Annotated in this window: 27 protein-coding genes and 1 other RNA gene; 7 read left to right on the top strand and 21 right to left on the bottom strand. The window is 64.9% G+C overall.

What is annotated here, in order from left to right; genetic code table 11:
- Window positions 1–33: 33 nt before the first annotated feature.
- The 3 genes from ACSQ23_RS23875 to tolQ are packed head-to-tail and all read right to left on the bottom strand — an operon-like array spanning window position 34 to window position 2,289.
- Window positions 34–1,116 carry a hypothetical protein gene (locus ACSQ23_RS23875; protein WP_436092124.1) on the bottom strand — a complete coding sequence of 361 codons (1,083 nt, stop codon included), beginning with the start codon at window positions 1,114–1,116 and terminating at the stop codon, window positions 34–36.
- Between the two features lie 4 nt (window positions 1,117–1,120).
- On the bottom strand, window positions 1,121–1,585 hold the full coding sequence (gene tolR / locus ACSQ23_RS23870; protein ID WP_436092123.1) for a protein TolR: 465 nt from the start codon (window positions 1,583–1,585) through the stop codon (window positions 1,121–1,123).
- Window positions 1,585–2,289: a protein TolQ gene (gene tolQ, locus ACSQ23_RS23865; RefSeq protein ID WP_436092161.1), complete on the bottom strand. Its 705-nt coding sequence runs from the start codon at window positions 2,287–2,289 to the stop codon at window positions 1,585–1,587. The genes tolR and tolQ overlap by 1 nt, the downstream gene beginning before the upstream one ends.
- A 327-nt stretch (window positions 2,290–2,616) precedes the next feature.
- Here tolQ and ACSQ23_RS23860 point away from each other — a divergent pair, with 327 nt between their 5' ends.
- A complete protein-coding gene (locus tag ACSQ23_RS23860; RefSeq protein WP_436092122.1) occupies window positions 2,617–3,057 on the top strand; it encodes a CHRD domain-containing protein in 441 nt (146 codons plus the stop codon).
- A gap of 52 nt (window positions 3,058–3,109) precedes the next feature.
- On the opposite strand, the gene ACSQ23_RS23855 is transcribed toward ACSQ23_RS23860, so the two are convergent.
- Genes ACSQ23_RS23855 through ruvC form a run of 9 tightly spaced genes read right to left on the bottom strand, consistent with a single transcriptional unit; the run spans window position 3,110 to window position 7,596 of the window.
- A complete protein-coding gene (locus ACSQ23_RS23855) occupies window positions 3,110–3,502 on the bottom strand; it encodes a YbgC/FadM family acyl-CoA thioesterase (protein ID WP_436092121.1) in 393 nt (130 codons plus the stop codon).
- Window positions 3,499–3,996 (bottom strand): NUDIX domain-containing protein, encoded by a 498-nt coding sequence (locus tag ACSQ23_RS23850; RefSeq protein ID WP_436092120.1) that lies wholly within the window; start codon window positions 3,994–3,996, stop codon window positions 3,499–3,501. Before ACSQ23_RS23850 ends, ACSQ23_RS23855 begins: the two co-directional genes overlap by 4 nt.
- The gene (locus tag ACSQ23_RS23845) at window positions 3,993–4,187 is read right to left on the bottom strand and encodes a hypothetical protein (RefSeq protein ID WP_436092119.1); all 195 of its coding nucleotides are present in this window, start codon (window positions 4,185–4,187) and stop codon (window positions 3,993–3,995) included. The genes ACSQ23_RS23850 and ACSQ23_RS23845 overlap by 4 nt, the downstream gene beginning before the upstream one ends.
- Before the next feature lie 21 nt (window positions 4,188–4,208).
- The gene (locus tag ACSQ23_RS23840; protein ID WP_436092118.1) at window positions 4,209–4,643 is read right to left on the bottom strand and encodes a VOC family protein; all 435 of its coding nucleotides are present in this window, start codon (window positions 4,641–4,643) and stop codon (window positions 4,209–4,211) included.
- On the bottom strand, window positions 4,640–5,680 hold the full coding sequence (ruvB, locus tag ACSQ23_RS23835; protein ID WP_055999643.1) for a Holliday junction branch migration DNA helicase RuvB: 1,041 nt from the start codon (window positions 5,678–5,680) through the stop codon (window positions 4,640–4,642). Before ruvB ends, ACSQ23_RS23840 begins: the two co-directional genes overlap by 4 nt.
- Entirely contained in the window at window positions 5,677–6,054 is a 378-nt protein-coding gene (locus ACSQ23_RS23830) for a hypothetical protein (protein ID WP_055999640.1), read from the bottom strand. Before ACSQ23_RS23830 ends, ruvB begins: the two co-directional genes overlap by 4 nt.
- Window positions 6,051–6,485, bottom strand: a complete 435-nt coding sequence (locus ACSQ23_RS23825; RefSeq protein ID WP_436092117.1) for a hypothetical protein — start codon at window positions 6,483–6,485, stop codon at window positions 6,051–6,053. Before ACSQ23_RS23825 ends, ACSQ23_RS23830 begins: the two co-directional genes overlap by 4 nt.
- Window positions 6,482–7,096: a Holliday junction branch migration protein RuvA gene (gene ruvA / locus ACSQ23_RS23820; protein ID WP_055883142.1), complete on the bottom strand. Its 615-nt coding sequence runs from the start codon at window positions 7,094–7,096 to the stop codon at window positions 6,482–6,484. The genes ACSQ23_RS23825 and ruvA overlap by 4 nt, the downstream gene beginning before the upstream one ends.
- Window positions 7,093–7,596, bottom strand: a complete 504-nt coding sequence (gene ruvC, locus ACSQ23_RS23815) for a crossover junction endodeoxyribonuclease RuvC (RefSeq protein WP_055883141.1) — start codon at window positions 7,594–7,596, stop codon at window positions 7,093–7,095. The genes ruvA and ruvC overlap by 4 nt, the downstream gene beginning before the upstream one ends.
- Window positions 7,597–7,763: 167 nt before the next feature.
- Here ruvC and ACSQ23_RS23810 point away from each other — a divergent pair, with 167 nt between their 5' ends.
- Entirely contained in the window at window positions 7,764–8,540 is a 777-nt protein-coding gene (locus ACSQ23_RS23810) for a GGDEF domain-containing protein (RefSeq protein WP_055999634.1), read from the top strand.
- A gap of 208 nt (window positions 8,541–8,748) precedes the next feature.
- Entirely contained in the window at window positions 8,749–9,438 is a 690-nt protein-coding gene (locus tag ACSQ23_RS23805; protein ID WP_436092116.1) for a GGDEF domain-containing protein, read from the top strand.
- On the opposite strand, the gene ACSQ23_RS23800 is transcribed toward ACSQ23_RS23805, so the two are convergent.
- Both ACSQ23_RS23800 and ACSQ23_RS23795 read right to left on the bottom strand, forming a co-directional pair.
- Window positions 9,408–9,806, bottom strand: coding sequence for a VOC family protein (locus tag ACSQ23_RS23800; protein WP_436092115.1), 399 nt, complete (start codon window positions 9,804–9,806; stop codon window positions 9,408–9,410). The two genes, ACSQ23_RS23805 and ACSQ23_RS23800, sit on opposite strands and share 31 nt — an antisense overlap.
- 381 nt (window positions 9,807–10,187) lie before the next feature.
- Window positions 10,188–10,937 (bottom strand): YebC/PmpR family DNA-binding transcriptional regulator, encoded by a 750-nt coding sequence (locus ACSQ23_RS23795; RefSeq protein WP_436092114.1) that lies wholly within the window; start codon window positions 10,935–10,937, stop codon window positions 10,188–10,190.
- A gap of 259 nt (window positions 10,938–11,196) precedes the next feature.
- On the opposite strand from ACSQ23_RS23795, the gene ACSQ23_RS23790 reads away from it, so the two are divergent.
- Both ACSQ23_RS23790 and ACSQ23_RS23785 read left to right on the top strand, forming a co-directional pair.
- A complete protein-coding gene (locus ACSQ23_RS23790) occupies window positions 11,197–11,988 on the top strand; it encodes a hypothetical protein (protein WP_055999628.1) in 792 nt (263 codons plus the stop codon).
- A 386-nt stretch (window positions 11,989–12,374) separates the two neighbouring features.
- Entirely contained in the window at window positions 12,375–13,205 is an 831-nt protein-coding gene (locus ACSQ23_RS23785) for a hypothetical protein (protein WP_436092113.1), read from the top strand.
- Window positions 13,206–13,209: 4 nt separating this feature from the next.
- On the opposite strand, the gene ACSQ23_RS23780 is transcribed toward ACSQ23_RS23785, so the two are convergent.
- The 3 genes from ACSQ23_RS23780 to ssrS all read right to left on the bottom strand — a co-directional run bounded on the left by ACSQ23_RS23780 (window position 13,210) and on the right by ssrS (window position 14,795).
- Window positions 13,210–14,025: a TIGR00282 family metallophosphoesterase gene (locus ACSQ23_RS23780; protein ID WP_055883127.1), complete on the bottom strand. Its 816-nt coding sequence runs from the start codon at window positions 14,023–14,025 to the stop codon at window positions 13,210–13,212.
- Window positions 14,022–14,618, bottom strand: coding sequence for a 5-formyltetrahydrofolate cyclo-ligase (locus ACSQ23_RS23775; protein WP_055999618.1), 597 nt, complete (start codon window positions 14,616–14,618; stop codon window positions 14,022–14,024). The genes ACSQ23_RS23780 and ACSQ23_RS23775 overlap by 4 nt, the downstream gene beginning before the upstream one ends.
- Before the next feature lie 20 nt (window positions 14,619–14,638).
- A non-coding RNA gene (gene ssrS, locus ACSQ23_RS23770) (6S RNA) lies at window positions 14,639–14,795 on the bottom strand.
- 94 nt (window positions 14,796–14,889) lie between these two features.
- On the opposite strand from ssrS, the gene ACSQ23_RS23765 reads away from it, so the two are divergent.
- Window positions 14,890–16,587, top strand: a complete 1,698-nt coding sequence (locus tag ACSQ23_RS23765) for a cation:proton antiporter (protein ID WP_436092112.1) — start codon at window positions 14,890–14,892, stop codon at window positions 16,585–16,587.
- Here ACSQ23_RS23765 and ACSQ23_RS23760 read toward each other — a convergent pair.
- On the bottom strand, window positions 16,584–16,874 hold the full coding sequence (locus tag ACSQ23_RS23760) for a type II toxin-antitoxin system RelE/ParE family toxin (RefSeq protein ID WP_436092111.1): 291 nt from the start codon (window positions 16,872–16,874) through the stop codon (window positions 16,584–16,586). The two genes, ACSQ23_RS23765 and ACSQ23_RS23760, sit on opposite strands and share 4 nt — an antisense overlap.
- On the bottom strand, window positions 16,861–17,127 hold the full coding sequence (locus tag ACSQ23_RS23755) for a type II toxin-antitoxin system ParD family antitoxin (RefSeq protein WP_436092110.1): 267 nt from the start codon (window positions 17,125–17,127) through the stop codon (window positions 16,861–16,863). Before ACSQ23_RS23755 ends, ACSQ23_RS23760 begins: the two co-directional genes overlap by 14 nt.
- 97 nt (window positions 17,128–17,224) lie before the next feature.
- Here ACSQ23_RS23755 and ACSQ23_RS23750 point away from each other — a divergent pair, with 97 nt between their 5' ends.
- Window positions 17,225–18,154, top strand: coding sequence for a lytic transglycosylase domain-containing protein (locus ACSQ23_RS23750; protein ID WP_055883118.1), 930 nt, complete (start codon window positions 17,225–17,227; stop codon window positions 18,152–18,154).
- On the opposite strand, the gene ACSQ23_RS23745 is transcribed toward ACSQ23_RS23750, so the two are convergent.
- On the bottom strand, window positions 18,151–18,528 hold the full coding sequence (locus ACSQ23_RS23745) for a cell division protein ZapA (protein WP_055883115.1): 378 nt from the start codon (window positions 18,526–18,528) through the stop codon (window positions 18,151–18,153). The two genes, ACSQ23_RS23750 and ACSQ23_RS23745, sit on opposite strands and share 4 nt — an antisense overlap.
- Window positions 18,529–18,540: 12 nt before the next feature.
- Window positions 18,541–18,834 (bottom strand): DUF4164 family protein, encoded by a 294-nt coding sequence (locus tag ACSQ23_RS23740; protein WP_055999609.1) that lies wholly within the window; start codon window positions 18,832–18,834, stop codon window positions 18,541–18,543.
- Between the last annotated feature and the right edge of the window lie 12 nt (window positions 18,835–18,846).

Below are 18,846 nucleotides of genomic sequence, written 5' to 3'. Positions count from 1 at the left end.
TACGTCTCCATCTTTCTCGGGCGTCGGGGTCACTCAGAACTCCCGCGCTGCAAACTGGGCTCGTACGTCCTGCCCGGCGGCCACGGTGAACGGGCCGCAACGCTGCAGCGCGCGTGACACCGCTCGGGCATAGGCATCTTCGATCTGGCTGCTCGGCGCGCTGGTCATCTGCGGGCGGCCGCTGACCATGCCGTCGGCACCGATCGAGAAGGTGAACTCAGCCCGCGCATCAGCATCCTCGGCGCCGGCTGGCAGGGTGATGCAGGCGCGGATCTGGGCGACCAGCGCACCGATCTCGGATTGGCTGAGCGTCGCCGAGCGGCCATCCTCACGACCGAGCGTCGGCTCGCCGCCCGCGCCGGTAGTGCCGCCGCGCGATTCCTCGTTGTTGATGAGGTTGGCGACTTCATCGGCGAGCTTGCTGGCCTCGTCGGCCTTGGCCTGCTCGACCCGCTGCTTTTCTTCGGCGGCCTTGCGCTTCTTTTCTTCCTCGGCCTTCTTCTTGTCGGCTTCGGCCTTGGCCTTTTCGTCCGCCTGCTTCTGCTTTTCCGCCTGCTGCTGTTTCTTGAACTCGGCGCGCTTCTGGTCGAGCGAAGCGGTATGCGTCCTCGGCTTGGGGGCGCTCTCAGCCGGATCGGGCACCTCGGGGGTCGCGACCGGCGTTGGTTCTGCAGGGGTCGGCTCTGCGACAGGCTCGGGGACCGGCTCGGGCTGCGGCTCGACCACCGGACGCGGCGCTGGGGTAGGAGCGACTTCCGGCTCGGGTTCGACCACCGGCTCGGCCGCCGCCTCGGGCGCCGGCGCGGTCTGCTCGGTCGGCGCCGGAGTCGGATCCGGATTATCCATCGGGGTCGGCTGGTCTTCTTCGGTGTTGCCGGTCGGCTGCGCCAGCTCGGCCGGCTTTTCTGCCTCGACGATCGACGGCGCCTCGGTCTCGACCACCGTGCTGTCGAGCGTACCCATGCGGATATTGGCGAAATCGGTAACCGAAATCAGGTCGACGGCGATCGACTCCACGGGCTCCGGGTCCATTGGTCGCCCCATGCCGATGCCGACGACCGCGAGAACGATCAGTCCGACATGCCCGATGGTGGAAACCGTGAACCCGGTGCGCATCAGCTCACTGGTCCTGTTGCTGCGCGGCCTGTTCCGTGATGAGCCCGATCTTGGCGTAGCCGGCGCCCGACAACGCGCCCATCACCTGCATCACCGAGCCATAGTTCGCCGCCAGGTCGCCGCGCACATAGATGCGGTCCTCGGTGCCGTTGACGGCCACCGCGGCAACCTGCGCAGTCAGATCCTCGAGCGTCACCGGATTGTCGCCGAGGAAGATCGCGCCTTCGTTGGTGACTGAGACGGTGATCGGCTTCTGCTCGGTGTTGAGTTGCTTGGCCTGGGTCTGCGGCAGCTCGATCGGCACGCCGACCGTCATCAGCGGCGCCGCCACCATGAAGATGATCAACAGCACCAGCATCACGTCGACCATCGGCGTGACGTTGATCTCGCTCATCGGCTTCGAACCGCCGCCGCGCCGGCGGCCACGACGACGGCCGCCGCCTCCGCCGCTCGATACTGCCATTGCCATCAGCGGGCACCCCGCGCTTCGAGCTGTCGGCTGAGGATGGTGGAGAACTCGTCGGCAAAGCCTTCGAGCCGGCCGATCAGCTTGTTGGCGTCACCCGAGAGCTTGTTGTAGGCGATAACCGCCGGGATGGCGGCGAGCAGGCCAAGCGCCGTGGCGAACAGCGCTTCGGCGATCGGCCCGGCGACCACGCTGAGATTGGTGCTCGATGCGGCCGAGATGGCCGTAAATGCGTTCATGATGCCCCATACCGTGCCAAAGAGGCCAATGAAGGGCGAGGCCGAGCCGACGGTGGCGAGGAAACCCAGGCGCTTTTCGAGGGTCTCGCTCTCGCGGCTGATCGCCACGTCCAGCACCTTGTCGAGACGCCCCTGCACGCCGACGAACGACGAGGCGTTCTGCTCATGGCTGCGCTTCCATTCCTTCATCGCGGCAACGAAGACGGCGCCGAGCCCCATGGCAGGCTTCTCGCTCATCTGCTGATAGAGTTCTTCGAGCGACTGGCCCGACCAGAATACTCGCTCGAAGCGGTTCATCTCGGCCTTGGCGCGCGCATACAGCATGGACTTGTCGACGATGATCGCCCAGCACCACACCGAGGCGGCGAGCAGCCCGATCATCACCGTCTTGACGACGAGGTCCGCCTGCCAGAACAGCGCCCAGATTGAGAGGTCGGCATGCGGAGCGACCGTGCCGACTGCATCCATGGCTTCCATGTAAGGGTCCTTCTCAGTCCGGCCCCGACGACCGAAACCTGATCGTCGGGTCGATGCGGTTCAAATTTGTCAAATTTAAGAGAAAAGCCCGGTTTTCCGGACCTTTGGCAGTGCTGCTCGTGCACTGCCTTACTTATGGTCAAGCAAACGTTAACAAAGCGATTCCTCGCGTTTGCGTGATCGCGGCAGATCGGCGCAGCGGGCAACGCCACAGGCGTGCCGTGCAACCCTCTGGGGTGACGCGCGTTGTCGTCTCGACTGCCCGTTCGGGGGTTCGCGGTCGTCCCACGACAATAGCAACAACCAAGGGAGATCCCCATGCATCTCGACCTGACACGCACGCTGCTCGCCGCCACGGCGGTGCTCGCCTTTTCCGCCATGCCGGCTTTCGCCGAGCAGCAGAAGTTCACTGCCGAGCTCACTGCCGCTGCCGAAGTTCCGCCCACGGACTCGACGGCTACCGGCAAGGTGGAAGCCACGTACGACACCGACTCCAAGGTCTTCACCTGGACCGTCACCTACGAGGGCCTCAGCGGCGACGCGACCGGCGCGCACTTCCACGGCCCGGCCGCCGAGGGCGCCAATGCCGATCCGGTTGTGCCTCTGGCCGACCCGCTGGCGAGCCCGATCAACGGCAACGCCACGCTGACCGATGAACAGGCCACCCAGCTGCAGGGCGGCTCCTGGTACTTCAATCTGCACACGGCAAAGTTCCCGGATGGCGAAATCCGCGGACAGGTAAAGCCCGCCGCGATGTAGGACGTCAGTCTGACACGAATCCTTGGGGTCGCCGCTCTGCGGCGGCCCTTTTCTATGCCTTGAGCTGATCCAGCAGTTCGCGCGGCATCCGCGCCACCCCGCCGCTGGTCTTGATCGCCACGACCTGCACCTCGGCCCGCGTGATCTCGATACCATCCAGGCTGATTGACTGCACCAGGTTGAGCCGCGCCGCACTGAGCGAGGCAACTTCGGTGGTCACCTCGAGCAGGTCGTCGATATGCGCTGCCGCCTTGAAGTCGATGCTCATGCTGCGCACGGCAAAGGCGATGCCGTCCTTCACCAGCTCAGAGTGATGCACGCCGCGTTCCCTGAGGAACTCGGTCCGGGCCCGCTCGAAAAAATGCAGATACGCCGCGTGGTAGACATTGCCAGAGAAGTCGGTGTCTTCGTAATAGACGCGGGCGGTGAAATGGCTGCTGGTCATAGCTCGTTCACGACGACATGGATCGGATGCGGTCCCAGCTCTGCCATGCTGCCGCGCAGTTCGGCCGGGAACAACGGCATCGCAGCGAGCGTCTCGGCATCGTTGCGAACCCACCTGAATTCGAGCATTGCGCCACCATCGGCGACGCGGTGACAGACCGCATCGGTCGAAAACGGAAAGCTCGTTGGAATCTCGGCCGGGTAGTAGAAGCCCATCTCATGGATCACCCGGCCGTCATAGCGGAACAGGTCCTCCATCACGATGGCCAGCGGGCCGATTGCCGCCACGACGCCCAACTCCTCCTCGAGCTCGCGCGCCAGTGCCTCGGAACTGATCTCACCCATCTCGACGCGCCCGCCGGGCAGTGCCCAGGACTCCTCGGTGGTCGCACGATGGATCAGCACATGGCCTTCGCGGCGGATGATCGCTGCGGCGCGGAACTGGAACCGGGTCGTTTCGTGATCGAACGATATCATCCGACGGCTAGCAGTCATCTGTCCGATCCGGCGAACTGCAGGCCACGCGCTTTGAGCTCGGTCCTGAGGATGAGGATGGCCTTGGGGCCGACACCGTGCAGCGCCAGCAACTCCCGTTCACTGCGCTCAGCAACCACTTCGAGCGTCGTAATGCCCTGGAGCTCCAGCGCCTGCGTCGCGGGCCGGCCGATGCGGGGCAGCGCCGTCACGGCTCCCTCCTCGACAACAACTCAGACGACAAGATGATGCTCCCGGTCGAACGCCCAGACCTCTTCGTGGTCGATCTCGAACAGATGGCCATCAGGGTCGCGGAAATAGCCGGCAGTGCCCCACTGGGTCTTCGTCGCCGGCTTGACGATCGTGGCGCCCGCCCGCTCCGCCTGTGCCAGCAACCGGGCGACGTCATCGGGATGCTCGGCGCAGTAGATCAGCGCCAGGCCGGATGAAGCACCGGGATCACCCGGCAGGCCCAGAGCATCCTTGGCGAGATCGGCCTTCGCGATCAGCGCCAGCGCCATGCCGCCCAGGTCGAATTTCACGAAACCAGCGTGGCTGGTCGGCGCCCGCTGCCAGCCAAGCGCTTCGTAGAACGCTGCCGACCGAGCGACATTGGCGACGCCGAGCAGGATGATGTGGACGCGGGGCCGAAATGCCGGTTCGCTCACTCCTCGCCAGGCTCCTCGAACAGGCTGCCTTGCATGCCGATAAACCCCTGCGGGACACTGATGCCCATATGCTGGAAGGCCAAAGCCGTCAGCATCCGGCCGCGCGGCGTGCGCTGGATGAACCCCTGCTGGATCAGGTAAGGCTCGACGATCTCTTCGAGCGCATCGCGCGGTTCCGACAGCGCTGCGGCGATGGTTTCGATCCCCACCGGGCCGCCGCCATAGAAATCGGCGATCACCTTGAGGTAGCGCCGGTCGAGCTGGTCGAGCCCGCGCGCATCGACGTCGAGCCGCAGCAGCGCCTTGTCGGCGACCGAGCGGGTGATCTCCTTGGCGCCATCGACCAGCGCGAAATCGGTGACCCGCCGGAGCAGCCGGCCGGCAATGCGCGGCGTGCCACGCGAGCGGCGGGCAACTTCCATCGCCCCGTCGGGCGCCATGCCGATGCCGAGCAGGCGGGCACCGCGCTCGACGATCTTCACCAGTTCTTCGGGGGTGTAGAAATTCAGCCGGATCGGAATGCCGAAGCGGTCGCGCAGCGGCGTGGTCAACAGCCCGGCGCGCGTGGTGGCGCCGACCAGGGTGAACTTGGCGAGGTCGATCCGCACCGAACGCGCCGCGGGCCCTTCGCCGATGATCAGGTCGAGCTGATAGTCCTCCATCGCCGGATAGAGGATTTCCTCGATCGCCGGGTTGAGCCGGTGGATTTCGTCGATGAACAGCACGTCGCGCTCTTCGAGATTGGTGAGCAGCGCCGCGAGATCGCCGGCCTTGGCGATCACCGGACCGGAGGTGGCGCGGAACCCGACGCCCAGTTCGCGGGCCACGATCTGCGCCAGTGTGGTTTTGCCGAGCCCCGGCGGGCCGACGAACAGCACGTGATCGAGCGCGGTGCCGCGTTGCTTGGCGGCCTGGATAAACACCTCGAGATTGGCCCGCGCCTCGGCCTGCCCGATGAACTCGGAAAAGCCGGACGGGCGGAGCGAAACATCGAGCGGGTCGTCGCGACCGGCCTGGGCCGAGGTGAGGTCGGTCAAAGCTTCAACATCCGCGCCGCGATGAGGCCCAGAGCCAGGAGCAGCTTAGCCTCCCGCTCGTGGTCGGTGAAGCCGCCGAAGCCGTCGACGGGGCCGGCAAACAGGTCTTCGTCACCTGCGTCAGGGTAGCTAACGGACATTCCGCCCCACCGCACCCGGATGTAGCCGCATGGCGCAGCACCTCTCGTGATCTCATACTGTTCCGGCGCATCCCTGCAGGTAAGCGTGACGGTTAGCCCTAGTTCGTTTGCGACAAGCATTACCGCGTCGGGGATCACCAGAGGGTCCACCTTCGGGAGTATTAGCTTCTCAAGATTCTCGATGGCAGAAGGCATGTTACTAACCCATAGGCGGGGGTTCAGGCTGGCGTTCATATCCTGTCTCGCGTCCCGACCCGCGAGCCGATGACCATTATCCCTATGTACTGAATGGCCAGCCAGGGAAAGGTGGTTACCAGTTCGAAGAAGCGAAGCCCGTCCCGTTTGAACGAAGGGCCTGATGGCAACCAATCGAACCAGCCCCACGAGACTGAGGCTGTCCCGATCAACACTGCGACGCTCAGCGGCAGCAGGATGAGGTGCTCCCATAGGCCAATCGGTGCCCGAACCGCCGAACGCAGAACAACAGCAAGGCACCAGAACGCGTAAAGCACCGAGCTTGGGAAGAGAAACGACAGCGCCGAAGCCGTCGGACCATGGATCACCAAATCGATGAAGTTCAGAATGGTAGGCCCCGTCGCCAGCAGCATGGCGAACAGGACGAAGATGCCAATCAGGCGGTCCCGCGGTCCTGCGCCGCCAATCACGAACTGAGCTCCCTGAGCCCCAGCCGGATCAGTTTGTCCGTCGGCACGTCGTCGCCTTCGCGGCCAACCACCCGCGCCACCGCAGCCGAGGCCTGGGCGCTCGAATAGCCGAGATTGGTGAGCGCCGAGACCGCGTCGGATACATTGCCGGCGGCGACGCCTTCGCCCAGCGCCGCCTGCAAGCCCAGCACACCGGCGTCGATCGCGCCTGCCGGCGCCTTGCCCTTGAGTTCGGTGACGATGCGGACCGCCAGCTTGGGGCCGACGCCGTTGGCCCGGCCGACCATCGCCTTATCCTGCAGCGCGATGGCGCTGGCGAGTTCCGATGGGGTGAGAACCGAGAGAATGGCGAGCGCCACCCGGCTGCCGACGCCCTGCACCGTCATCAGCGTGGTGAACCAGGCCTTCTCGGCTTCGGTGAAGAAGCCGTAGAGCCGGATCATGTCCTCGCGCACGATCATCTCGGTATGGACCACCGCCGCATGGCCGACCTGCGGCAGCGCCGCCAGCGTCTTGGCCGAGCAGAACACTTCGTAGACCACGCCGTTGACGTCGAGATGCGCGTAGTCGCCGCCGAAGCCGTCGACCATGCCCTTCAGTTTGCCGATCATGCAGGAACACTCAGCTTGCGGATGGCGCGATGATGGGCGTGACAGACCGCGATGGCCAGCGCGTCGGCCGCGTCGGCGCCCTTGAATGTCGCGGTGGGGAGCAGGATCTTGATCATCATCTGGATCTGCGCCTTCTCGGCATGGCCGGTGCCGACCACCGATTTTTTGACCAGGTTGGCGGCATACTCGCCGACCGGCAGCCCGCGCAAAGCCGGCGTCATCAGCACCACGCCGCGCGCCTGGCCCAGTTGCAGCGCCGAGCGCGCCCCGGCGGAAACGAAGGTCTCCTCCACCGCCGCCTCCTCGGGTGCATACTCGTCGAGCACCGCCGCGATGCCGCGATGCAACGCCACCAGCCGGTCGGCCAATATCCCATCCACCGGCGGCGTGATCGTGCCGCAGGCGATAAAGCTCAGCCGGTTGCCGTTGCTCTCGATAATCCCCCAGCCGCAGCGCCGCAGCCCCGGATCGATCCCGATGATTCGCACTGTTTCAGCCATTTCGAAGCTTTAGGTCAGGAGCCGGAGCCTACCAAGGGCTTTGTGAACGAAACAGAAACACTGCACCGATTTAGCTACGATCCGGGTCTGCGAATTCATCGGCGAATTAATCAGCATTCAAGCATTGCTCCCGTAAGCCCAAGGCATTCACTCCGGGGGACGCGGAAATGAACAAGCTTGCACTGCCGGCTTCCGAATGGCGCATCGCCTGGCAGCGCACGGCCCTGATCCTCGCCGCGTCGACGGTCGGGTCCTGGGTGATGTCCAATCTCGTCATGATGTCCCTCAACGAAGGGATGAACACTGTCGGCACCGTACTGGCGCTGGGCATGCCCACCGCGCTTGGCGGCCCGATCCTGCTATTCCTGCAGGTGCGCTCGGCCCAGCTGCGCGATGCCAACCGCAGGCTGGAGAAGCTCGCCTCCACCGACTGGCTGACCGACTGCCTCAACCGTCGCGCCTTCACCTCGCGGGTCAGCTCGAGCCTCGGCCAGACCGACGGCTACGGCACGCTGCTGGTCATCGATGCCGACCACTTCAAGACCGTCAACGACCGCTTCGGTCACGAGCGGGGCGACGAGGTGCTGCAGCTGATCGCCGGCGCCATCCGCGACAGCGTGCGCGACGGCGATCTAGTCGGCCGCATCGGCGGCGAGGAATTCGGCGTGTTCCTGAAGGATGCCGGACACGATATCGCCAACGCTGCCGCCGAGCGCATTCGCGCCGCGGTGAACGCCCTGTTCGTCACTTCGGACGGTATCGCGCAACGGCTGTCGGTCAGCATTGGCGGCGCCGTATGCGCCGGCGACTCCGGCTTTTCGGAGCTGTTCCAGATCGCCGACCGTCGTCTCTATGAGGCCAAGCACGCCGGCCGCAACCGTGTCGAACTCGGCCGGAATGCCGGCGATGCCGACCTTGCGGCAATGAGCGCGGCGATCAGCTGACCGCCACAGGGAACGATGGATAGACGACGATAGATAAAATCCGATCCGGTGGCTTGAGGCGATTTCAACACGCGCCGCCTACCGTTCCGGCCCTCTGCGCAGAAGTGCTGAAGGGACGCGAGCATTGGATTTTTCACCCACCGGATGGGGCCGCGTTTTCCTCTGGACTGCACTTGGGGCGTTCGGCTGCGTCGCTGTCGCGTTGTTCGTGGATTCGTTCAACTTCCATAACCTCGGCCCCGATGACCTCCGCTGGTCGATCACTGTCGATATCCTGGTGCCGCTCGGCCTCGCGGGCCCGATCCTGTTTTTCCTCCTGAGCAAGCTGCGCGAACTCGCCATCGCCCATGAGCTGCTGCGCCGCCACGCCGCCACCGACACCCTGACGGATCTCTTGAACCGCGGCGCCTTCACCCGCGAAGTCGAGGAAGCCCTGGCCGACGCGCGCTTCGCCGAAAACGGCATGCGTGGCACGCTGCTGGTGGTCGATGCCGACAACTTCAAGGCGATCAACGACACCTATGGCCACGAGCAGGGCGACGCCGCATTGCGGCTGATCGCCAGCTCGATCCGCGCCGTGCTGCGCTCCGCCGACCTGGTCGGCCGGATCGGCGGGGAAGAATTCGCGGTGTACCTCCCCGGCACCACCCTGCTGATCGCCGAGGCGGTGGCCGAGCGCCTGCGGCAGGCGGTGTACGCGGCCGCATTCGCGCCCGAAGGCAAACCGCACCAGCTGACGGTGAGCGTCGGCGGCGCCGTGTATGATCGCCATCTGCCCTTCGCCGAACTGTTCCGGCTGGCCGATCAGCAGCTCTATGCGGCCAAGCAGAATGGACGCAACTGCATCGCAGTCACGTCCATCGCGCATTACGAAACGCTGCCGGCCGCCGCTGCCTGATCCGTTGCGGTAGTGGCGACTTCGACGAGGAAGCCGCCGGGCGCCTCGCAGTAGAATGTCGTCGTCCGGCTGCCGCCGCGGCTGAACTGCTGCACCTCACCGGGACCGTAGGCAGCGGCGACGAGTTCGGCGTGCTTCAGCCGGACTTCGGCAACGCTGCCGACGAAGAAGCCGATATGGAAGTTTTTGTGGTAGCTGGCCTCGGCCTTGCCGGTCGCCATGAAGTTGAGGACGAAGCCGCCCTCTCCTGCGAGGACGACGAAATTGTCGTGCGCTTCGCCGACGACGGCGAAATCGAAATGCCGGGTGAAGAACTCGGCAGCCGCGCGCACATCGGCGACGGCGAAGTTGGCGTGATTGAACTGCATGGTGATGTCCTGATGCGGGTGGTGGAACGGTCGGACGACCGGCTCCGTGGCGCACGCGGCATGGGGGCATGTAGCTGGCGGTGATGCATCGACCCATATCCCAACAAGCAGCGGGCGCCCGGGGATCGGACGCTCGTCGGCTTGCCGTGGGTCCTTCGCCTTTTTGGGGCGGGACAATCTCCCTCGCGGGAGGGCCGGACTCACCTTAACCGGCCTGCGTTTTTTCGGCGTAACGAGCCCGAACTAGTGCCTGGGCCCGAATGTGTCAAACCAAGCCGCTCTCAGGCGGCTTCGATCTCCAAGTCAAAGCCGCTCTTAGGCGGCCTCGATCTCCATGTCGAAGCCGCTCTTAGGCGGCTTCGATCTCCAAGTCGAAGCCGCTTAGGCGGCTTCGATCTTGCTCATGTTTTCGTCGGAAATATCGAAGTTGCTGTAGACGTTCTGCACGTCGTCGTCCTCTTCGAGGATGCCGATCAGCTTGAGCAGCGTCGCGCCCTTTTCCGCATCCACCGGCACTTCGTTCTGCGGCTTGAAGATGAACTTGGCCGACTCCGCCTCGCCCAGCACCTTCTCGAGCGCCGCCGCCACTTCGTTCAGCTGTTCGAACGAGGTGTAGATCCAGTGGCCGTCTTCGTCGCTCTCGACATCGTTGGCCCCAGCCTCGATCGCCGCTTCCATCACTTTGTCTTCCGAACCGGCCTTGGCCGGATAGAAGATCTCGCCGACCCGATCGAACATGAAGCCGACCGAGTTGGTTTCACCCAGCGCGCCGCCGTTCTTGGAGAAGGTCGAGCGCACGTTCGAAGCGGTACGATTGCGGTTGTCGGTCAGCGCCTCGACGATGACAGCGACGCCGCCCGGGCCATAGCCCTCGTAGCGGATCTCTTCGTAGTTCTCGGTGTCGGCGCCGCTCGCCTTCTTGATGGCGCGCTCGATATTGTCGCGCGGCATCGACTGGGCCCGGGCGTTGATGACCGCCAGGCGCAGGCGGGAATTGAACGCCGGATCGGGCATGCCGAGCTTGGCGGCGACGGTGATTTCGCGGGCGAGTTTCGAAAACACCTTCGAGCGAGCCGCGTCGGACTTGCCCTTGCGGTGCATGATGTTCTTGGCGTGTGAATGGCCGGCCATGCGGTCACCCCTGTTTTGGCATGTGTGGCAATGGTGGTGGGCGGTTATAGGGGCGGCAGCGCCGAAAATAAAGACCGTGTGGCACTTGGCGAAATGGGTCGGCCGGCCGCGTGCTGGCACATCACCGTTTCCGTCAATTGAGCGGCATTTCTAAAATGAACCCGCGATAAATACGGATATCATGAGGTATTCAGCCCTGAACTGGCAAATCGTGTCCATCGACGCGGCATTGGGACCGCAAGCAGAGAGAAAATTTGAGATGGACGCGTTCAAGAGATTTTCGATCGCCGCATTGGCGACGATACTGGTTGCCGGGGCAGCCCCGGCATTTGCGCAGGACACGCGCGACACCCGGCCTCAGCAGGGCCGGCCGATCATCGAACACGGCGACGAGGGCGGCGGGAGCGTCGAGCCCGGGCAGAAACAGCGCCTGCCCAAGTCCACCGAGGGCGTCAGGTGCCTGGTCAAGGAGGGCCATGGCGGGCCGGAGATCCTTGCCGTCAACGGGACGGGAAAGGTGATTCCAGCCGGTACTGTGGTGACGTTCTACATGCAGCCGGGCAACGTCCAGAAACTGTTCAAGCTCACCGATGATTGGGCGCCCGGCCAGTCGCTTGCTATCCCCGTCAAGCTGGCGGAACTGCCCGACGATGCCGAGTGTTCGCTCAAACTCAAGTCGTCGCCGGAGCCCGAGATGCCGACGGACGATCCCGTTCCCGCCGCGGAGCCGGAGCCGGAGCCGGAGGATCAGCCTGCTGGGCAAGACTGGGTACCCCCCGAAGGTTGGGTGTCCATCCAATCGGACCAGTTCTCGTGCAAGGTCTATGACCACCAGTATGCGTGGGAGCCGACGCCCTCGATCCTCTTCTTTGTCAACACCAGCGGCGGCACACTGCCCGCGGGCACGAAGGTCATCATCACCATGCCAGACGGCAGCATCGAGGAATTCACCCTTGGATCGCCCTATCCCCCGGGTGGCGAATTCACGATCGAACTTCCCGCCGGCAGCCTCGAGAACTACGAGTGCTCGTTTGAGGTGATCCTGCCCTAGGCCGGGAACGCCGGCCCACCTGGGCCAGCGACCCGCCCACCCTGAGGGGTGACTGCTTAGCCACGAGACCGGTCCCTGGATCGGTCTCGATCGCTATTCCACTCAGCGTCGCCGGGTCGTTCGCCGCACATACCGGCATCGGCTATGGTGCACGGCGGCCCCGCCCCTGAGGACACCGTGGTCCGAGGTCGGGATGTAGGCGTAGGAGCCGACGAGACGGTGCCACCCTCCGATCGAGGAATTCTCATGGCGAGTATTTTTCGCCATGTGAACGGATTTGGCAAGATGAACCCGCGATAAATACGGATATCATCGCACATTCAGTCGGAAAACCGTATTCCTGCTCATCAGCGCGGCATTGGGGCCGCCAGCAGGAAGAGCCTGAGATGGACGCATTCAAGAGATTTTCGCTGGCCCTGATGGCCGCGGTGGTGGTGGCCGGCGCGACACCGGCTTTCAGCCAGACACGGGATACCCGACCAACCGAACCGGATCGGCCGACGATCGAACAGGGGGAGAAGGGCGGCAGTGAGGAACGAGCCGACCGCACGCAGCCCGGCCGGTTGCCCAAGGGTACGCCCGGGACGGAGTGCAAACTGGCTTGGGACGGAGACCAGATCAGTGGGGTCCTACTGACCAACGACACCGGCAAGATGATCCCGGTCGGAACTGTGATCACCGTCTATATTCAGCCCGGGAACATCCAGAAGCAGTACAAGGTGACAGCCGATTGGCACCCGGGCACTGTGGTGGACATCGCCATCGACGTTGGGAGCGTGACCTCGATCGCTGCCTGTTCCATGAAGGTGCAGCCCGATCGCAGCGGGCAGTTACCGCAGCCGGAGCCGGAAAAGCCCTGGTACATGCAGGGCGAAGTGTCCTTTTACTGCACGGTGGTCTGGCGGTGGGACCCACCCCCGGGACGACCATTCGTCTCGTTCAAGAACGATGGCGACGTCATGATCCCCGCTGGCACCACGATCACCTACATGTTGCCGCTCGGCGAAGCCGTGTCCTATGTGCTCGAAAAGGATTGGCACCCCGGGCAGTATCTGGAAGTGGCAATGCACTACTCGCTCGAGATGCAGGAGTTCTACATCATCCACGACAAGGAGCATCAGGCGTGCAGCAATGAGACGGTCGTGACCGGCGACTACGGCCCCGCTGTGGAAGAACAGGGCCCGGTGCCCGGTATCGACCCGGCCAAGGTGCCGTAATCGTTCAGAACGCCGGCTCGACTTGAGCCAGCGAACCGCCAACCCTGAGTGGCGACAGCTTCGCAACGAGACCGGTCCTTGGATCGGTCTCGATCGCTATGCCGCTCAGCGTCGCCTCGCCCTCGGCCGGAGTGAACCGGCCGGTGGCGATACCGGTGAGGAAGCGGTTGAGCGGCTCGTCGACCTCAACCCCGATCACCGAGTCGTAATCCCCGCACATGCCGGCATCGGCCATCAGCGCCGTACCGCCTTTGAGGACCCGGTGGTCGGCGGTCGGGATATGGGTGTGGGTGCCGACGACGAGGCTGACTTTGCCGTCGAGAAAATGTCCCATCGCCTGGATTTCGGACGTCGCCTCGGTGTGGAAATCGAGGATGATCGCGTCCGCCTGCTCGCCCAGCGGGCACGCCGCGACGGCGGCTTCCACCGCCCGGAACGGATCATCGACCGGGTCCATGAACACCCGGCCCTGCGCATTGATCACCAGCACGCGGTGCCCGGCGCGGCTCTCGTAAAGGTTGGCGCCCCGCCCCGGCGTGCCCGGCGCCAGGTTGATCGGCCGCAGCAGCGTCGGTTCGCGGGCGATATAGGTGAGCGTGTCGCGCTGGTCGAAGGCGTGGTCGCCCAGCGTCACCACGTCGGCGCCGGCAGCCTTGATCTCGGCGAAGTGCCCTTCGGTGAGGCCGCGCCCGTGGCTGGCGTTCTCGCCGTTGATCACCACGAAATCGAACTTGTGCTTGTCGACCAACCCGGCCAGGCGGTCGGAAACAGCGTCGCGGCCGGCTTTGCCGACCACGTCGCCCAGGAACAATACTCTCACGTGACCGGCGCCTTTTTCTCGAAGTTGCGCACGCCATGTTCGGTGACGATGGCATCGAGCGGCACATCGTGCGCCTCGCGCGGGATCAGGTCCATCTCCTGCAGCGCGAAGGCGAAGCCGATCAGGCGGGGACGTTTATTGAGCGTCGCCAGCGTGCGGTCATAGTAGCCGCCGCCATAGCCGAGCCGGGTGCCATGCTTGTCGAAGCCAAGCAGCGGCATGATGATGACATCGGGTTGAGCGCGCGGCGCCTCCTCAGGCGGCGCCAGTGTGCCGAAGCCCGCTTCGTAAAGTGGCGCGCCATCTTCCCAGATGCGCAACTCGAGCGGTTGCTCGTCGCCCAGCACCACCGGCAGGCAGACCGGCTGGCCGGCATCCATCAGCCGCGCCACCACGGATTTCACATCCATCTCGTCGCGGATCGGCCAATAGCCGGCGACCACTTCGCCCTTGTCGAGCGGCACGCCCTCGAAGAAGTGCGCGGCGGCTGCCTTGGCGGCATCATTGCGCAGCGACGGGTGGAAGGCCGCCCGTTTCTTGTGCGCCGCAGCGCGGAGCGCCGCTTTCGCCTCTTCGATCTTTGCGTCGCTCATCGGGCTTTCTGGCGAGGAATTCAGGTGCCGCCACGGCCGTGGGATACAGATCCTGGGAACCTACTTACGTAGGTGGGCGCCGTGTGTCCGAACCCACGGGTCCGAACGGTGACAGCTCCCTTAAGGATCAGTACGGCCCCAGGGAAATAAGATCCAACACGCACCGGGCAGCGAACTCAATATAGGGTGGCGACATCGTCAGCGCCATGCGCTTCTTTCCTTTTCCCCGCTCCGGCCTATATCAGGCGGACGAGGGCTCGAGGGGCGACGCATGGTTTCACAGATCCTCCTGGTGATGATCGCGGCCATTGCGGTCACCATCTTCGCCGAACGCCGCAACATCCAGGCGCCGCTGCTGCTGGCGCTGGTCGGCCTCGCCGCCTCGTTCATCCCCGGCTTGCCGCGGCTGGAGCTCGAGCCCGAGATCATCCTCACCGTGGTGCTGCCGCCTTTGCTCTATTCAGCGGCGACCGAATTCTCGTTCATCAGCTTCATCCGGCGGCTGCCCTCGATCATCAACCTGGGCGTGATCCTCGTGCTGGTGACCACCTTCGTCGTCGGCGCGGTGTCGGCTTCGATCATTCCTGGCATGACGCTGGCGGTGGCGACGGTGCTTGCTGCCGTCGTCTCGCCGCCGGATGCCGTGACCGCCGTGGCGGTCGGCCGCAAGCTCGGGCTCCCCAGCCGGATGATGACGGTGCTGAAGGGCGAAAGCCTGATCAATGACGCCGCGGCGCTGACCCTCTTCGCCTTCGCCACCGCCACGGTAACCGGCCGGCACCTGTTCATCGACAATGGCTTTCTCTACTTCGTCTATGCCGTGGTCGTCGGCATCGTCATCGGCATGGTGATCGGCGCCATCGTCCACCGCACCCGGCTGCGCATGAGCAACGCTTCGCTGGTCACCGTGCTGTCCGTGCTGGTGCCGTTCGCCGCCTATCTGGTGGCCGAGGAAGTAGGCGCCTCGGGCGTCCTCGCGGTGGTCGCCGCGGGCTTCTCGCTGGGGCACAATTCCACCGAAGCCGGCTATGCTGCCCGCATCCAGGAGCGCCAGTTCTGGCGCACCGCCGATGCGCTGCTCGAGGCCTTCGTCTTCGCCTATATCGGCCTGCAGATGAAGTTCGTCATCGAGGAAGCGACGGCCACCGGCTTCAGCCTGATCGAACTGCTCGGACTGTCACTGATCGTCCTCGTCGCGGTGATCCTCGTCCGTATCGCCTGGGTGTTCGGCACCGGCTTCGTTTCGCGCTGGCAGACCCGCCGGGTGCGCGAGTCCATTGCCCGCATGCAGGCCGGCGAGGAGCCGCCGCGGCGGTTCGGCCGGCGTGACGGGCGCTTCGAGCGCCGCCGGGAAGTGCTGCGGCAGGGCGGCTACGATGTCCCCGAACCGTTCAGCTGGCAGGAAAACCTGGTGATCTCGTGGACCGGCATGCGCGGCGTGGTCACCCTCGCCGCCGCAGCCGGTATTCCGCTGACGACGCTCGCCGGCGACGCTTTCCCCGGCCGCGACGTCATCCAGTTCGTCGCCTTCGCAGTGACGATCGGTACGCTGCTGGTGCAGGGCCTGACCCTGCCCTGGCTGATCAGTGTGCTCGGCATCTCCGACCCGGCCGAAGACAAGTACCGCGCCAGCCAGCACGCCATCGCCCGCGACATCGCCGACGCCGCCGGCCGCGCCGCCATCACCAGCTTCCGTGATGGCCAGACCGACCCCAAGGCCCGCGCCGCAGCGGAGCAGATGCTGCAGCGCGCCAGCGTTGAGGACGCCGCGGAGCGCCAGTCGCATACCGAGCACGATTCCATGGTGCTGGAACTCGGCCGTGCCGTACTGGAAGCCCGCCGCACGGCGCTGGTCGCCGCCCGCGACGAGCGCAAGCTCGACGACGAAGTACTGCGCGAGATCATGGAGGAGATCGACCTGCAACAGGCCGTGCTGGCGAATTGGGAGCCGGGGCGGTTCAGCGGCTAGAACAGCTCGGTCCAGTCGGCCGAATGATGCAGCACACGCTGCACGACGACGGTTCCATCGATCAGATCGTAGAACAGGTGGTGGGCCTCGTGGTGCCACAGCCGGATCGGCGGCCGAACTTCATCGCGCTCTCTTCCCATGAAGGGATGCTCGGCAATGAGAAGTACCGCGCCGCGCAAACTGTTGGTGTAGCTATCCGCCTGCGTGGGGCCGTAGGTCAGGACGCCGTAGAGGTAGATCTCGTCAATGTCCTGTTGCGCTGCAGGAGATATCCTAAGCGGCGGCATCGCGCGCCTTGAGAGCAGCTATCGCCTTCCTCCGGGCCTCAGCAAAAATCTCATCCACTGACTTGTCGCTGATTCCGCTGGCGCGGCCCTTGTCGATCTCGGCCTGCAGCCGCGCAATGGCAGCCGACTTCTCCTGCCGCTCCCGGATGATATCGCGCATCAGATCGCTCGCATTCGCGTACCGCCCGGTCGCAACCTGCTCCTCAACCCATTGCTTCATCTTGTCCGGCAGTGAGATGTTCATCGTGGCCATGGCGAAGCTCCTTTTGACGTCATTCTAGCAAACATTGGCAAACTTTGCCAATTGCCGGCGCTTGCCGGAACCCGCCAGCACGTCCTAGTTTCCCCCGATGCGTGGCAGACATCTGATCAGCCTCGGCCTGGCATTGGCGATCGCGGCCTTGAGCTGCGCCGTCCCAGCTGTCGAAAGCGATAGTGAACCGGCCAAGCCTCGCTCCTGCTATGCCGCCGATCCCGCAGCACCATCCTGGACGGCGGTGTGCATCCGGCAGGAGCAGTTCTTTCGCGATACCTGCGGCGCGATCCAGCTGTTTGCCTGGCGCGAGCGATTGCCGGTCGGGTATTTCGCGCGGCTGATCTGGCAGGAGAGCCGCTTCGACCCGTTTGCGCTGAGCACCGCCGGAGCGCAGGGGATCGCCCAGTTCATCCCCTCGACGGCGCGCCTCCGCGGCTTGCGCAATGCGTTCGATCCGAGCGAGGCGCTGGCGAAATCGGCCGAATACCTGCGCTTTCTCACCGACAAGTTCGGCAACCTCGGGCTGGCGGCGGTCGCCTACAATGGCGGCGAGGGGCGAGCATCGGGTTATGTGAAAGGCGGCAGCTACCTGCCGGCCGAGACTCGCTTCTACGTCGAGATCGTCACCGGCCGCGATCCGGATGCCTGGCTCGCCGAAACCCCGCCTGAAGTCGACTACGCTATCGGCAAGGACGAGCCGTTCATCGATGCCTGCGTGAAAATGGCCGAGGCCGAGCGGGTGCCGAGCCTCGATCGGCAGCCGAGCGAGTGGAAGCCATGGGGCGTCCTGCTGGCGCAGAACTTTTCGCAGGGCGTCGTCATCCGCCGCTTCGAGCGGGTGCAGGCGAACTATCCCAAGGTGCTGGGCAGCGAGAAGCTGATGCTGCTGATGGCCCGCAACCCGAATTTCGGGCCACGGCTCAGGCACTACGCCATGATCGGCCGGGACAACCGTGCCGATGCCGATGCGCTGTGCGCCAAACTGCAGGCGGCCGGCGGCTCCTGCGTCGTGAGAAAAAACTAAGCGCCTGCCGCCGCGCCGGTGTCGTCGATGGCGCTCGAGATCGCCTCGATCTTGCGCGCCGCTTCGTTGAGCCGCTTGGCGAACCGCCGCTCCAGTTCCTCGGCCTCGTGGGTCAGCGCCTCGCCGACCTGGGTGAGGTTGGCGACATCCTGCTTCAGCTCGGTAATGCGGCGCTCCGCCTCGGCCAGCTCGTCGAGCACGGCGATGCCGGCCATCACCGTCAGCCGGTTGTCGCCGATCTCGCCGAACGTCCCCTTGAACTGGTCGATATGCTGATTGAAGCGGTCGGCGAGCCCAAGCAGGTGCTGCTCCTGGCCCTCTTCGCAGGCCATGCGGTACTTGCGGCCGTTGATGTCGACATTGACCTCGGGCATCTCAGCTCTCCCCTACTTCGAGCCGTCCTGGGCCAGCACTTCGCGCACCGACTCCATAGCGACGACGAGCCGCCGCGCCACTTCCGCCGAGCTGTCGTCCAGCCGCTTGGCCTTGGCGCTGACCTTGTCGAGCTCCTGCGCCAGGCGCTGCCGCTCGCCCACCAGTTTCTGCGTATCGGATTCGATCCGGCTATGCGCCCGCACCCGGCCATTAAGGCTGCGCACGCTTGCCTCGAGCCGCGCGAACGCCTTGTCCAGCCGGCTGGCGGCGGCTTCGTATCCATCCTCGGAGTGCTGCTCGGCCATCCCGACCCCCGT

This window comes from Devosia sp. LjRoot16 (genome assembly GCF_964252795.1).
Lineage (GTDB): Bacteria > Pseudomonadota > Alphaproteobacteria > Rhizobiales > Devosiaceae > Devosia_A.
The sequence above is the reverse complement of the archived record's forward strand: the minus strand, read 5'-3'. Positions and strand labels throughout refer to the sequence as shown.

What these genes read in the sequence shown, in the direction of transcription:
- ACSQ23_RS23850 (WP_436092120.1), bottom strand. Translation starts at nt 3,996, where the DNA reads ATGACTGCTAGCCGTCGGATGATATCGTTCGATCACGAAACGACCCGG.
- ACSQ23_RS23855 (WP_436092121.1), bottom strand. Translation starts at nt 3,502, where the DNA reads ATGACCAGCAGCCATTTCACCGCCCGCGTCTATTACGAAGACACCGAC.
- ACSQ23_RS23795 (WP_436092114.1), bottom strand. Translation starts at nt 10,937, where the DNA reads ATGGCCGGCCATTCACACGCCAAGAACATCATGCACCGCAAGGGCAAG.
- ruvA (WP_055883142.1), bottom strand. Translation starts at nt 7,096, where the DNA reads ATGATCGGCAAACTGAAGGGCATGGTCGACGGCTTCGGCGGCGACTAC.
- ACSQ23_RS23800 (WP_436092115.1), bottom strand. Translation starts at nt 9,806, where the DNA reads ATGCAGTTCAATCACGCCAACTTCGCCGTCGCCGATGTGCGCGCGGCT.
- ACSQ23_RS23830 (WP_055999640.1), bottom strand. Translation starts at nt 6,054, where the DNA reads ATGAACGCCAGCCTGAACCCCCGCCTATGGGTTAGTAACATGCCTTCT.
- ACSQ23_RS23775 (WP_055999618.1), bottom strand. Translation starts at nt 14,618, where the DNA reads ATGAGCGACGCAAAGATCGAAGAGGCGAAAGCGGCGCTCCGCGCTGCG.
- ACSQ23_RS23740 (WP_055999609.1), bottom strand. Translation starts at nt 18,834, where the DNA reads ATGGCCGAGCAGCACTCCGAGGATGGATACGAAGCCGCCGCCAGCCGG.
- ACSQ23_RS23760 (WP_436092111.1), bottom strand. Translation starts at nt 16,874, where the DNA reads ATGCCGCCGCTTAGGATATCTCCTGCAGCGCAACAGGACATTGACGAG.
- ACSQ23_RS23790 (WP_055999628.1), top strand. Translation starts at nt 11,197, where the DNA reads ATGGACGCGTTCAAGAGATTTTCGATCGCCGCATTGGCGACGATACTG.
- ACSQ23_RS23860 (WP_436092122.1), top strand. Translation starts at nt 2,617, where the DNA reads ATGCATCTCGACCTGACACGCACGCTGCTCGCCGCCACGGCGGTGCTC.
- ACSQ23_RS23875 (WP_436092124.1), bottom strand. Translation starts at nt 1,116, where the DNA reads ATGCGCACCGGGTTCACGGTTTCCACCATCGGGCATGTCGGACTGATC.
- ACSQ23_RS23755 (WP_436092110.1), bottom strand. Translation starts at nt 17,127, where the DNA reads ATGGCCACGATGAACATCTCACTGCCGGACAAGATGAAGCAATGGGTT.
- ACSQ23_RS23765 (WP_436092112.1), top strand. Translation starts at nt 14,890, where the DNA reads ATGGTTTCACAGATCCTCCTGGTGATGATCGCGGCCATTGCGGTCACC.
- ACSQ23_RS23750 (WP_055883118.1), top strand. Translation starts at nt 17,225, where the DNA reads ATGCGTGGCAGACATCTGATCAGCCTCGGCCTGGCATTGGCGATCGCG.
- ACSQ23_RS23785 (WP_436092113.1), top strand. Translation starts at nt 12,375, where the DNA reads ATGGACGCATTCAAGAGATTTTCGCTGGCCCTGATGGCCGCGGTGGTG.
- tolR (WP_436092123.1), bottom strand. Translation starts at nt 1,585, where the DNA reads ATGGCAATGGCAGTATCGAGCGGCGGAGGCGGCGGCCGTCGTCGTGGC.
- ACSQ23_RS23810 (WP_055999634.1), top strand. Translation starts at nt 7,764, where the DNA reads ATGAACAAGCTTGCACTGCCGGCTTCCGAATGGCGCATCGCCTGGCAG.
- ACSQ23_RS23745 (WP_055883115.1), bottom strand. Translation starts at nt 18,528, where the DNA reads ATGCCCGAGGTCAATGTCGACATCAACGGCCGCAAGTACCGCATGGCC.
- tolQ (WP_436092161.1), bottom strand. Translation starts at nt 2,289, where the DNA reads ATGGATGCAGTCGGCACGGTCGCTCCGCATGCCGACCTCTCAATCTGG.
- ruvC (WP_055883141.1), bottom strand. Translation starts at nt 7,596, where the DNA reads ATGGCTGAAACAGTGCGAATCATCGGGATCGATCCGGGGCTGCGGCGC.